The sequence below is a fragment of the Streptomyces globosus genome, from assembly GCF_003325375.1.
Lineage (GTDB): Bacteria > Actinomycetota > Actinomycetes > Streptomycetales > Streptomycetaceae > Streptomyces > Streptomyces globosus_A.
This window is the reverse complement of sequence record NZ_CP030862.1, coordinates 1,414,348-1,426,696: the sequence shown is the minus strand read 5'-3', so window position 1 is coordinate 1,426,696 and position 12,349 is coordinate 1,414,348. Positions and strand designations below refer to the sequence as shown.

Genomic DNA, 12,349 nt, shown 5'->3' with positions numbered 1-12,349 from the left:
GCCGTCCTTCCTGGCCGACCATAAGGGATATTCCGGGCAGCGGCTTCCGGGCGGGCTCCCCCGCCCCCGGCCACCCCCGACCACCCCGTCCGGACCCGGACGCACCGGGGCCCCGGCCGCGCCGTGCGGCCGGGGCCCCGCGGGACACCCGTACTACTTCATGAACTTCTTGAACTCGTCCGGCAGCTCGAAGTCCTCGCCCGGAGCGCCGGCCGGCAGTCCGAAGGGGCTGCCCGCGGCGTCCGGCTGACCGCCCAGGGCGGCCTGCTCGCGGCGGGCGGCGGCCGCCGCCTCCTCCGCCTTGCGCTTCATCGGGTTGCCGCTCTTGCGCTTGCCCTTGGCCTGCTTGACCTGCTTCTTCTGCCGGCCGGGGCCGCCGCCCATGCCCGGGATGCCCGGCATCCCCGGCATGCCGCCGCCCTGGGCCATGCGCGACATCATCTTGCGGGCCTCGAAGAACCGCTCGACGAGGTTCTTGACGGCGCTGACCTCCGTGCCGGAGCCCTTGGCGATACGGGCGCGGCGCGAGCCGTTGATGATCGTCGGGTCCTGGCGCTCGGCCGGGGTCATCGACTTGATGATCGCGGCGGTGCGGTCGACGTCCCGCTCGTCGATGTTGTTGATCTGCTCCTTGATCTGCCCCATGCCGGGCAGCATGCCGAGCAGCTTGGAGATGGAGCCCATCTTGCGGACCTGCTCCATCTGGGCCAGGAAGTCGTCGAGCGTGAACTCCTTGGGGCCCTTGGCGAGCTTGGCCGCCATCTTCTCGGCCTCGGCCTGCGAGAACGTCCGCTCGGCCTGCTCGATGAGGGTGAGCATGTCACCCATGTCGAGGATCCGGCCCGCCATGCGGTCCGGGTGGAAGGCGTCGAAGTCGTCGACCTTCTCGCCGTTCGAGGCGAACATGATCTGCTTGCCGGTGACGTGCGCGATGGAGAGCGCGGCACCGCCGCGGGCGTCGCCGTCGAGCTTGGACAGCACGACACCGTCGAAGCCGACGCCGTCGCGGAAGGCCTCCGCGGTGTTGACCGCGTCCTGGCCGATCATGGCGTCGACGACGAACAGGACCTCGTCGGGGCTGACGGCGTCGCGGATGTCCGCGGCCTGCTGCATCAGCTCCTCGTCGATGCCGAGGCGGCCGGCGGTGTCGACGATGACGATGTCGTACTGCTTGGTCCGCGCGTACTCGACGGAGTCCTTCGCGACCTGGACCGGGTCTCCGACGCCGTTGCCCGGCTGCGGGCCGTAGAAGCCGACGCCGGCGCGCTCGGCGACGATGCCGAGCTGGTTGACGGCGTTGGGGCGCTGGAGGTCGCAGGCGACGAGCAGCGGGGTGTGGCCCTGGCCCTTGAGCCAGTGGCCGAGCTTTCCGGCGAGGGTGGTCTTGCCCGCGCCCTGGAGGCCGGCCAGCATGATCACGGTCGGGGCGGTCTTGGCGAACCGCAGGCGGCGGGTCTCGCCGCCGAGGATCGAGACCAGCTCCTCGTTGACGATCTTGAGGACCTGCTGCGCCGGGTTGAGGGCCTTGGAGACCTCGGCCCCGCGGGCGCGCTCCTTGACGTTCGCGATGAAGGAGCGGACGACCGGGAGGGCGACGTCGGCCTCGAGGAGGGCGATACGGATTTCCCGGGCCGCGGCGTCGATGTCCTGTTCGGAGAGGCGGCCCTTGCCCCGGAGGGACTTGAAGGTCGCGCTGAGGCGGTCGGAAAGCGTATCGAACACGGTGGTCGCGATTCCTCGGGTCGGGGGCGGTGTGGTCGTACCCCAGGGTATCGGTCCGGCCCGCCTGCCAGACCCCGCGGGCGCTTTTCCCCGCGGGGCCCGGCGTCAGGCCAGCGCGCGGGCGAGGGCCTCGGCGACGGAGGCGGCCTCCGCCGGGGCGAGGGGTTTGCCCTCGGCCGAGGTGACGTACAGCGAGTCCACCGCGTTGGCGCCCAGGGTCGAGACATGCGCGCTGCGGACCCGTACGCCGGCGTCCTCCAATGCCCGGCCGATGCGGTGCAGCAGGCCGACGGCGTCGGGGGCGCGCACCTCCAGGACCGTGGCGAGCGAGGACACGTCGGGGACGACGGTGACCCGGGGCGGCGGCGGGACCACGCCGCGCCGCCGCGGGTACGCCGCCTCCCGCTCGGCGAGCTTCGCGGAGACGTCGAGGCCGCCTTCCAGGGCGCGGACGAGGTCGGCCCGCAGCCGGGACCCCTCGGGGAGCGAGCCGTACCCGGCCGCCACCCGCCAGCGCAGGACGAGCGCCTCGCCGAGCCGGCCGGGCAGTTCCAGCGAGCGCAGGTCGGCGGCGCGGACGGTGAGCCGGTGCAGGGCGAGGACGCCGGCGACGGCCGGCAGCACCCCGGGCTGGTCGGGGACGGCGACGGCGAGCTCCGCGCCGACGGCGTCCTCCTCCGGGCGGGCGTGCAGCGCGAGGACGGGCTCCCCGGTGCGCAGGGCCTCCACGGCCAGGCGCTCCTCCTCGGCGGTGGGCGCCGGGTCGGGCTGCCCGGGGTCGGGGGCCCCGCCGAGGACGGCCGCGACCCGGCGGACGAGGTCGGCGACGAGGGAGGCGCGCCAGGCAGACCACGCCGCCGGCCCGGTGGCGAGCGCGTCGGCCTCGGTGAGGGCGTGCAGGAGTTCCAGGGTGCCGGGGGTGCGGACGGCGTCGGCGACGGTGCGGACGGTGGCGGGGTCGTCGAGGTCGCGCCGGGTGGCGGTGTCGACCAGCAGCAGGTGGTGGCGGACCAGCGCGGCGAGGACGTCGGCGTCGGCGGCGCCGAAGCCGGTGCGCAGGGCGATCCGGCGGGCGACGGCCTCCCCGGCGGCGGAGTGGTCGCCGGGCAGGCCCTTGCCGATGTCGTGCAGGAGGGCGGCCATCAGAAGCAGGTCGGGCCGGCCGACGCGGCGGGTCATCGCGGAGGCCCGCACGGCGGTCTCCACCAGGTGCCGGTCCACGGTCCAGGTGTGGACGGGGTTGCGCTGCGGGCGGCAGCGTACGCGCTCCCACTCGGGCAGCATCCGGGAGATCAGGCCCTCGGCCTCCAGGGCCTCCCAGACGGCGACGGCCGGCTCGCCCGCCCCGAGCAGGGTGACCAGCTGCTCGCGCGCCTCGGCCGGCCAGGGCTCGGGCAGCGGCCGGGCCTGCGCGGCGAGGCGCCGTACGGCGTGCAGGGAGACGGGCAGCCCGGCCTGCGCGGCGGCCGCGCCGAGGCGCAGCGGCAGGACGGGGTCGCGTTCGGGTCGGGCGGCGAGCGCCAGGACGGCTTCGCCGTCGGCTTCGACGACGCCCTCGGCGAGCGGGGCGCGTTCGGCGGTTCCCGCTGCGGCGCCGCGGCCGCGGGGGCCGAGCAGTCCGCGCAGGCGGGGGCGGGCTGCGCGGGCGCGCAGGACGCGGCCGACCTCGCGCCAGGTGACGTCGGCGGCGTAGGAGATGGTGCGGGCGGCCTCGTAGACCTCGCGCAGCAGGGTGTCGGCGTCGGGGTGGCCGGTGCGGGCGGCGACCTGGGCCTGTTCCTGGAGGGCGAGCCGGTCTCCGGCGCGGCCGGTGGTGAGGTGGAGGGCGTCGCGGGTGTCGAGCAGGCGGCGGCGGGCTTCGGCGAGGCCTTCGCGGGGCGCGTCGGCGAGCCAGGAGGCGGCGACGGCGCGCAGGGCGGCGGCGTCGCGGAGGCCGCCGCGGGCCTCCTTGAGGTCGGGTTCGAGGAGGAAGCGGAGTTCGCCGCACTGTTCGGCGCGTTCGCGGCACATGGCGTGCAGCCGGGGCAGTCGGGCGGGGGCCTGGTTGCGCCAGTCCGCGAGGACGGCGGTGCGCAGGCCGGCCAGGAGGCCGAGGTCGCCGGCGACGGGGCGGGCGTCGAGGAGGCCGAGGTGGACCTTGAGGTCCTCGGCGGCGGTGCGGCGGGCTTCGGCAGGGGTGCGGACGGAGTGGTCGAGGGCGAGGCCGAGGTCCCACACCGGGTACCAGAGGCGGTCGGCGAGGCGGGCGAGGTCGGCGGGGGCGGCCTTGCCGTCGTGGAGGAGGAGCAGGTCGAGGTCGCTGCGGGGGGAGAGTTCGCCGCGCCCGTAGCCGCCGACGGCGACGAGGGCGGCGCCGCGGACACCGGTGTCGCGGGCGGCGCGGGCGAACAGGGCGGTCAGCCAGTCGTCGGTGAGCCGGGCGAGCGCGGAGCGCCGCGACGGCCCGGACTGCGGCTCCTCCCTGAGGAGCCGCAGCCGGGCCGCGGCGTAGCCGCCGGGTCCCAGGTCGGAGGTGTCGGTGGTCGTGCCGTCGCTCGTCACCCAGGGCCTCCCGTCGTCAGAGCGCTTCGGCGCCGCGCTCGCCGGTCCGGACCCGGACGAGGGCGTCGACGGGGACGCTCCACACCTTGCCGTCGCCGATCTTGCCGGTCCGGGCGCTCGTGACCAGGATCTCCATGACCGGTTCGGCGTCGTCGTCCTCGACGACGACCTCGATGCGGATCTTGGGGACGAGGTCCACGGTGTACTCGGCGCCCCGGTAGACCTCGGTGTGGCCGCGCTGGCGGCCGTAGCCGCTGGCCTCGGAGACGGTCAGGCCCTGGACGCCGAAGCGCTGGAGGGCGTCCTTGATCTCGTCCAGCCGGTGCGGCTTGACGATCGCGGTGATCAGCTTCATGCGTTGACCTTCTTGCTCGCGGCGGCGGCGGGGACGGGGGCGGCGGTGCTCCGGGAGGGGGCGCCGCCTCCGGCTCCGCTGAAGTCGTAGGCGGTCTCGGCGTGCTCGACCTGGTCGATGCCGGAGACCTCGTCGTCCTCGCTGACGCGCATCCTCATCGTCTTGTCGAGGAGGAAGGCGAGCAGCGCGGACGCCACGAGAGAGTAGGCGAGGACGGAGAAGACGCCCACGGCCTGCTTGCCGAGCTGCTCCAGGCCGCCGCCGTAGAAGAGGCCGGCCGCTTCGGACTGGACGCCTCCGGTGGCGAAGAAGCCGACGAGGAGGGAGCCGATGACGCCGCCGACGAGGTGGACGCCGATGACGTCGAGGGAGTCGTCGTAGCCGAGCTTGTACTTGAGCCCGACGGCGATGGCGCACACCAGGCCGGAGACGGCGCCGATGGCGATCGCGCCGAGCGGGGAGCAGGAGCCGCCGGCGGGGGTGATGGCGACGAGGCCGGCGACGGCGCCGGAGGCCGCGCCGAGGGTGGTGAAGGAGCCGTGGCGCAGCTTCTCGTACGCGAGCCAGGCGAGCATGGCGGCGCCGGCGGCGACCTGGGTGTTGACGAACATCACGGCGCCGACGCCGTCGTCGTTGCCCAGCCAGGAGCCGGCGTTGAAGCCGAACCAGCCGAACCACAGCAGGCTCGCGCCGAGCATGACGAGGGGGAGGCTGTGGGGGCGCATCGGGTCCTTCTTGAAGCCGATGCGCTTGCCGATGACGAGGATGACGCCGAGGGCGGCGGCGCCGGCGTTGATGTGGACGGCGGTGCCGCCGGCGAAGTCGATGACGCCCATCTCGAAGAGCCAGCCGCCGGGGGCCCACACCCAGTGGGCGACGGGGAAGTAGACGACGGTGGCCCACAGGGCGATGAAGAGGGCCCAGGCGCTGAACTTGACGCGGTCGGCGAGGGCGCCGCTGATGAGGGCGGGGGTGATGACGGCGAACATCAGCTGGAAGACGGCGAAGACGTAGACCGGGACGGTGTAGCCGTCCCACAGCTCGGTGATGCCGATGCCGCTGAGGCCGAGGTAGTCGGAGGACCAGCCGACAACGCCGCCGGAGTCGGTGCCGAAGGCGATGCCGAATCCGTAGAGCACCCAAAGGACCGTGACGATCCCGAGGCTGATGAAACTCATCATCAGCATGTTGAGGCTGCTCTTGACACGGACCATGCCTCCGTAGAAGAAGGCGAGTCCCGGGGTCATCAGCATGACCAGGGCGGAGCAGATGAGCATGAACCCGGTGTTCGCGGCAGAGAGCGTCGGGGCGTCTGCCGCGAGGGTCGTGATGGCTGGTGCCATCGGCGTCTCCTCGTCGTCGGTGCGTTCGCGTGCGGGCGACCGTGGGACCTGGGCACGGGAAGGCGTGGGGGCCGGTGGGTGGCCCGGGGCCCGGGGGCTGGCCGGTTATTGACCCAGAGATTCCCGCAGGCCGGTTTCCGGCGGCGCCGCCCGATGTTTCGCGCCCGTGACGAAGAGGTGCGGGCTGTTACGTGCCGATGAACGGGGCCGCCGTCGGCGGCGGCGGGCCGGCGGCCCGGCGGGGCCGGCCGGCGGCGGGAGGACGGGGCCGGCCGCGGCGCCACCCGGGAGTCCTGGCTGGGGGAGCCTGATCGGGCTTCACGGGGTGGCTGCCGCGGCCGGGGCCTTCGGGGGGACGGCCGCGCGGGCCGTCAGACGGCCTCCGCGGCCGGGGGCAGCGCGAAGGCGAGGTGGTCGGTCAGCCGGACGACCTCGGCGACGTCGCCGTACTCACGGGCGGCGGTGTCGACGGTCTTGCGGAGCCGGGTGTTCACCCTTTCGGACCGAATCTTTCCGGCCACCGCGAGGGCGCGGTCGACGTAGGAGGCGGCCTGCTCGGGCTCGCGCTGGAGGAGGTGCACGGTGGCCATGCCGATGAGGTTGAGCGCGTACGAGCGCTGGTGCACCTCGTCCCGGCCGAAGAGCTCGACGGCGCGCTCCATGACGGGCGCGGCGAGGGAGGCGTACATGGGGCTGCGGCCGGCGACGTAGGCGAGGTCGCGGTAGGAGTGGGAGTTCTCGCCGTTGAGCTCCGCCTCGGAGAAGAAGCGGATCCAGTCGGGCTCGGGCGCGTCGCCGGGGCCGATGTCCTCGAAGGTGTCCTCGGCCATCCGGACGGCCCTCTTGCAGCGGCTGGGCTGGCCCATGTTGGCGTACGCGCGGGCCTCCATCGCATACAGCATCGCCTGGGTGCGGGGGCCGGCGCAGTCGCGGCTGCCGTACTGGGCGAGGTGGATGAGCTCCAGGGCGTCCTCGGGGCGGCCCAGGTGGATCATCTGGCGGCTCATGTTGGAGAGGATGTACGAGCCGAGGGGCTTGTCGCCGGCCTCCTTCGCGGCGTGCAGCGCGAGGACGAAGTACTTCTGCGCGGTGGGGTGCAGGCCGATGTCGTAGCTCATCCACCCGGCGAGCTCGGCGAGTTCGGCGGCGACCTTGAAGAGCCGCTTCATGACGGGCGCGGGGTGGGTCTCCTGCAGCAGGTCGGTGACCTCGTGGAGCTGGCCCACGACGGCCTTGCGGCGCAGTCCGCCGCCGCACTGGGCGTCCCACTGGCGGAACATGACGGTCGTCGATTCGAGGAGGCCGAGTTCCGGTTCGGACAGGCGCGGGGGCCGGTGGCCGCCGAGGGCCCCTCCGCCCTGGCCGCCGCGCGCGGCCGCGGGGTCGGCGGCCGGGGAGGGGACGAGCCAGCGCTGCATCGGCTCGATGAGGGCGGGGCCGGCGGAGAGGGCGAGGGAGGTGCCGAGGAAGCCGCGGCGGGCGAGCATGAGGTCGCTGCGGGAGAACTCCCCGAGCAGTTCGACCGTCTGCTCGGCGGCCCACGGCAGGTCGACCCCGGAGACGGAGGGGGTCTGGTGGGCGGTGCGCAGGCCGAGCTGCTCGATGGCCACGACGGAGCCGAAGCGCTCGGAGAACAGCTCCGAGAGGATCCTCGGGACGGGCTCGCGGGGCTGCTCGCCGTCGAGCCAGCGGCGCACGCGCGAGGTGTCGGTGCTGATGTGGTGGGCGCCCATCTGCCGGGCGCGCCGGTTCACCTGGCGGGCGAGCTCTCCCTTGGACCAGCCGCTGCGCACGAACCAGGAGGTCAGCTGCTCGTTGCGGGCGGCGGGCCCGGATCCGTCCGGTTGCCCGCTCGTTCCGCTTGCGCCGTTGCCGCCCACTGGAACGCCCCCATCCGCTCAGCCCTGTTCCTACGCAACCCTGACCGGAAGGGCAGGCGCCGCCTGGGGACCTTCACAGGTCCTTCACGCCTTGCCTCCGGCATAACCACGAACGGTACGCCGTCAGGGTCGGTGCACCGAAAGTAATCCTACGATCACCCGCCCCGCGAGCCGGTTCGCCGAAACGCCACCATTCGCCACCCCTGTCAACGAACGCGCCACCCGCCAGGCGCGATTCACTGGGCGACGGAGCAGAAACGATCGGATGGACAGGGGTGCGCCCGGGGCGCGCGCGGCGTGGAGTGCGCCGGGTGGCACCGCAGGGCAGGCCGCACCCGGTCCCCCCGAACGTCGTAACCACCGGTGCGTCAGACCCGTTGGAGGGGGCATGGGCATGGGCTTCACGATCGGCGGCAGCCGCAGCACCAAGGAATTCCGCTCCGGGACGCGCCGCCGCGGGCGGACGTCGGAGTGCACGGCGGTCGCCGAGTACACGGGCCTGTGGGGCTGGGACGTGGTCCCCGGGGCCCGGGCGGCCGGCCCCCTGCGCGACTGCTCCTGCGGCCGCGCGGACTGCCCCGCCCCGGGCGCCCACCCGCTGCCCCTCGCCCCGACCGTCCCGGCCGGCGCCACCCTCGACGAGGTCACCGGGACGTGGGGCGCGTACCCGGGCGCCGCGGTGCTGCTGCCCGCGGGCCGCTGCTTCGACGTCATCGAGGTCTCGCAGGAGGCCGGGCGCCGCGCCCTGGTCCGGCTGGAGCGGATGGGCCTCCCGCTCGGCCCCGTCACCGCGACCCCGGACGGGCGGGCGCAGTTCTTCGTGGCCCCGGGCGCCGCGGACGGGCTGCCGCAGCTGCTGTACCGGATGGGCTGGGACGACGCCGGCCTGGACCTGCGGGCGCTGGGCCACGGCGCGTACGTGACCGCCCCGCCCTCGGACCACGCGGGCCTCGGACCGGTCGGCTGGCTGCGCCCGCCGGCCCTGGACTGCGCCGGCGGCCCGCCCCAGGCCCGGCTGCTGCTGGGCACCCTGGCGTACATCTGCCACCGGCTGCGCCGCTAGCGCCGTACGCCCGCAGTCCGTATGCCCGTATGCCCGTATGCCCGTATGCAGCGGTGCCCCCGTGCTCCGTCTCGGAAACACGGGGGCACCGCTGCGTCAGCAGAAGGCCGGTCAGTCGCCGATCAGGGCGTCGACGAAGGCCTGCGGCTCGAACGGCGCGAGGTCGTCGGGGCCCTCGCCGAGGCCGATGAGCTTGACCGGGACTCCGAGTTCGCGCTGCACCGCGACGACGATGCCGCCCTTGGCGGTGCCGTCGAGCTTGGTCAGCACGATGCCGGTGATGTCGACGACCTCCGCGAAGACGCGGGCCTGGGTGAGGCCGTTCTGCCCGGTGGTGGCGTCCAGCACGAGGAGGACCTCGTCCAGCGGGCCGTGCTTCTCCACGACGCGCTTGACCTTGCCGAGCTCGTCCATGAGGCCGGTCTTGGTGTGCAGGCGGCCGGCGGTGTCGATGAGCACGACGTCGGCGCCTTCGGCGATGCCCTCCTTGACCGCGTCGAAGGCGATCGAGGCAGGGTCGCCGCCCTCGGGCCCGCGCACGGTGCGGGCGCCGACGCGCTCGCCCCAGGTCTGGAGCTGGTCGGCCGCGGCGGCACGGAAGGTGTCGGCGGCGCCGAGGACGACGCTGCGGCCGTCGGCGACGAGGACGCGGGCCAGCTTGCCCGTGGTGGTGGTCTTGCCGACGCCGTTGACGCCGACGACCATCACGACGCCGGGGGTGTCGGCGCCGCTCTCCGTCTTCACGGACCGGTCGAGGTCGGCCCCGACCAGGGTGACGAGCTCCTCCTTCAGCAGGGCGCGCAGCTCGGCGGGGGTGCGGGTGCCCAGCACCCTGACCCGCTCGCGGAGCCGGTCGACGAGCTCCTGCGTCGGCGCGACGCCGACGTCGGCGATGAGGAGGGTCTCCTCGATCTCCTCCCACGTGTCCTCGTCGAGGTGCTCGCGGGACAGGAGCGTCAGCAGCCCCTTGCCGAGGGAGTTCTGCGAACGGGCGAGGCGCGCGCGCAGCCGGACCAGGCGGCCGGCGGTGGGCTCGGGCACCTCGATCTCGGGGGCGGCCGGGGCCTCGGCCTCGGCGGCGGGCGCCTCGGGCGCCTCGGGGGCGGCGGCCTCCGCCTCGGGGAGGACGACCTCCTCGATCGTGCGGCGCTGCTCCTCCGCCGTCGTGGCGGCGTCCTCCCCCACCTGGGGTTCGGCGGGCGGGGCGGTGATGGTCGGCGTGCTGGGCGGCGTCGGCGGCGGCAGCTGCTTCTTCTTGCGGCTGCTGACCACGAGCCCGCTGACCGCGCCGACCGCGACCAGGGCGATGAGTACTACGGCAAGGATGAGGATGTCCATAACGGCTTCAGTATGCGCGAACCTCTGCGCGGCACCGGGGCCGCGCACCGGGACCTTCCCCGCCGTTCGTGCGTTTGCGGCGGAAACTACGATGAGGGGCGAATTCCCGAAAATCACCTCATCGGAGCACGTATGCCTGCCGAGACTCCCGACGGCGCGATAGAGACCCGGGGTCTGGAACCCGTCCCCGACGCGGAGCGCACCGGACGCGTCCGCGAACTCGTCCCCACCTGGGTCGCCGCCAACATCAGCGTGCTGCTGCTGACCATGGGCGCCGGCCTGGTGATCTCCAACGGGCTCAACATCTGGCAGGTGCTCGTCGTCGCCGTGGCCGGCCCGGTCGTCTCGTACGGGCTCGTCGGGCTGATCTCGCTGGCCGGCACGCGCGGCGGCTCGCCCGGCATGGCCCTATCGCGGGCCGTCTTCGGGCAGCGCGGCAACCTCTTCCCCGGCGCGCTGATCTGGGTCGCCCGCTGGGGCTGGGAGACCATCAACGCGGTCAGCGGCGCCTTCGCCCTGCTCACGGTGGTGGACCTGCTGTTCGGTGTGGAGAAGAACACCTTCCTCATCGTGGTGGCCCTGCTGCTCTTCGTGGGCTGCACGTTCCTGGTCTCGGGTCTCGGCATCAGCGCGCTGCGCGCCTGCTCGACCTGGTCGACGTACCTGTTCGGTGCGTTCAGCGTGCTCGTCCTCGGATACCTGGTCGCCGAGACGGACTGGGCGGCCGTGTTCGACCGGCCGGCCGGCTCCACCGCGATGATGGTCGCCGGCATCGGCACGATCGCCGCGGGCGGCATCAGCTGGGTGCCGTCGGGCCCGGATTTCACCCGCTACCTGCCGCGCACGGCCTCCGCCCGGGGCGTGGTCGGGGCGACGGTCGGCGGCGCGGCCGTCGTCGTGATCCCGATGGTGCTGATGGGAGCCGTGATGGCGGTGGGCACCCCGGACCTGGCGTCGGCACAGGACCCGGTCTCCTTCATCGGGGAGCTGCTGCCGGCCTGGATCGCGGTCCCGTACCTGCTGATCGCCCTCGTCGGCATGCTGCTGATCAACTCGATGTCCATGTACTCGGCCGGGTTCACCGCGCAGACCCTGGGCATCAACGTGCCGCGCGCGGCCGCGGTCTCCGTCAACGCCGCCATCAGCCTGGTGTTCGGCTTCCTGCTGATGGTCGTCGCGACGAGCTTCTTCGGCTCGTTCATCTCCTTCCTGACCCTGCTGGCCGTGGCGTTCTCCGCCTGGATCGGCGTGTTCGGCGCCGACATGCTGCGCCGCACCTCGTACGACGGGCAGGCGCTGATGGACACGACGCGGACCAGCGCGTACTGGTACCGCGGCGGCTACGCCTGGCAGGCGATGGCCGCCTGGGGTGCGGCGCTCGCCGCGGGCCTGCTGTTCACCAGGGTCGACTGGTTCGCCGGCCCGCTCGCGGACACCTGGATCGGCGCCAACGGGCTGGGCTGGGCCGTCGGCATCCTCACCTCGGGCGTGCTGTACGCCGTCCTCCCGCGCCCGGCGGCAGAGCGGCCGGGCGGGCCGCAGGGCGGGGCCGGCGCGTCCCCGGCGGAGGCCGAGCCCGCGGGCGCCCTGTCCGTCTGAGGCCCCTCGGCTACGGTCCCTCTTCGCCCGTGCTCCGCATCCGGCGAAGGGGGACTTCCGCATGCCCGTCACCGTGGCCCGGTTCAACCTGGTCGACCCGCACGGCACCCCGGGGACCCTGTCGGCCCGCTACCGGGCGGCCCTGGAGATGGCGCGGTACGCGGACGACCGCGGCATCGGCCCCGTCCAGACGGAGGAGCACCACGGCACCGACAACGACTGGCTGCCCTCGCCGCCGGCGTTCGCGGGGGCCGTCCTCGGTGCGACGCGGCGCATCACCGTCACCGTCCCGGCGATCATCGGCCCGCTGTACGACCCGCTGCGCGCGGCCGGGGTACTGGCGCCGAACGAGGCGGTGGAGTACAGCGGAGAGCCTGGTGCTGCACCCGCTGTGCGGCCGGATGCCGGTGGACGAGGGCCGGCGGAGCCTGCACCTGCTGTGCGAACGGGTGCTGCCCCGGCTCGGGAAGTGAGCCGGGGCAGCACCGCCTGCGTGAGGAGCGGGGTG

The 12,349-nt window shown here is 73.9% G+C and carries 8 protein-coding genes and 1 pseudogene; 3 read left to right on the top strand and 6 right to left on the bottom strand.

What is annotated here, in order from left to right:
• Nucleotides 1-153: 153 nt before the first annotated feature.
• From ffh to nsdA, 5 genes are all read right to left on the bottom strand, one after another.
• Nucleotides 154-1,722 (bottom strand): signal recognition particle protein, encoded by a 1,569-nt coding sequence (gene ffh / locus C0216_RS06730; protein ID WP_114054369.1) that lies wholly within the window; start codon nucleotides 1,720-1,722, stop codon nucleotides 154-156.
• A 105-nt stretch (nucleotides 1,723-1,827) separates the two neighbouring features.
• Entirely contained in the window at nucleotides 1,828-4,263 is a 2,436-nt protein-coding gene (locus C0216_RS06725) for a [protein-PII] uridylyltransferase (RefSeq protein ID WP_114054368.1), read from the bottom strand.
• Between the two features lie 16 nt (nucleotides 4,264-4,279).
• Complete coding sequence (locus tag C0216_RS06720) at nucleotides 4,280-4,618, bottom strand: P-II family nitrogen regulator (RefSeq protein ID WP_114054367.1); 339 nt, start codon at nucleotides 4,616-4,618, stop codon at nucleotides 4,280-4,282.
• Complete coding sequence (locus C0216_RS06715) at nucleotides 4,615-5,961, bottom strand: ammonium transporter (protein WP_114054366.1); 1,347 nt, start codon at nucleotides 5,959-5,961, stop codon at nucleotides 4,615-4,617. Before C0216_RS06715 ends, C0216_RS06720 begins: the two co-directional genes overlap by 4 nt.
• A 371-nt stretch (nucleotides 5,962-6,332) precedes the next feature.
• Nucleotides 6,333-7,841, bottom strand: a complete 1,509-nt coding sequence (gene nsdA / locus C0216_RS06710; protein WP_428985402.1) for a transcriptional repressor NsdA — start codon at nucleotides 7,839-7,841, stop codon at nucleotides 6,333-6,335.
• Nucleotides 7,842-8,235: 394 nt separating this feature from the next.
• Between nsdA and C0216_RS06705 the strand changes: the two genes are divergently transcribed.
• Nucleotides 8,236-8,904 (top strand): bifunctional DNA primase/polymerase, encoded by a 669-nt coding sequence (locus tag C0216_RS06705; RefSeq protein ID WP_114058496.1) that lies wholly within the window; start codon nucleotides 8,236-8,238, stop codon nucleotides 8,902-8,904.
• A gap of 111 nt (nucleotides 8,905-9,015) precedes the next feature.
• On the opposite strand, the gene ftsY is transcribed toward C0216_RS06705, so the two are convergent.
• Nucleotides 9,016-10,242: a signal recognition particle-docking protein FtsY gene (ftsY, locus tag C0216_RS06700; RefSeq protein ID WP_114054365.1), complete on the bottom strand. Its 1,227-nt coding sequence runs from the start codon at nucleotides 10,240-10,242 to the stop codon at nucleotides 9,016-9,018.
• 132 nt (nucleotides 10,243-10,374) lie between these two features.
• Between ftsY and C0216_RS06695 the strand changes: the two genes are divergently transcribed.
• Nucleotides 10,375-11,841 carry a cytosine permease gene (locus tag C0216_RS06695; RefSeq protein WP_114054364.1) on the top strand — a complete coding sequence of 489 codons (1,467 nt, stop codon included), beginning with the start codon at nucleotides 10,375-10,377 and terminating at the stop codon, nucleotides 11,839-11,841.
• A 61-nt stretch (nucleotides 11,842-11,902) separates the two neighbouring features.
• Nucleotides 11,903-12,184, top strand: a pseudogene (locus C0216_RS06690) (LLM class flavin-dependent oxidoreductase); the annotation flags it as partial.
• Nucleotides 12,185-12,349 lie beyond the last annotated feature (165 nt).

Excerpts from the sequence above, each read along its gene's own strand:
- ftsY (WP_114054365.1), bottom strand. The coding sequence starts at position 10,242 with ATGGACATCCTCATCCTTGCCGTAGTACTCATCGCCCTGGTCGCGGTC.
- C0216_RS06715 (WP_114054366.1), bottom strand. The coding sequence starts at position 5,961 with ATGGCACCAGCCATCACGACCCTCGCGGCAGACGCCCCGACGCTCTCT.
- C0216_RS06705 (WP_114058496.1), top strand. The coding sequence starts at position 8,236 with ATGGGCTTCACGATCGGCGGCAGCCGCAGCACCAAGGAATTCCGCTCC.
- C0216_RS06720 (WP_114054367.1), bottom strand. The coding sequence starts at position 4,618 with ATGAAGCTGATCACCGCGATCGTCAAGCCGCACCGGCTGGACGAGATC.
- C0216_RS06695 (WP_114054364.1), top strand. The coding sequence starts at position 10,375 with ATGCCTGCCGAGACTCCCGACGGCGCGATAGAGACCCGGGGTCTGGAA.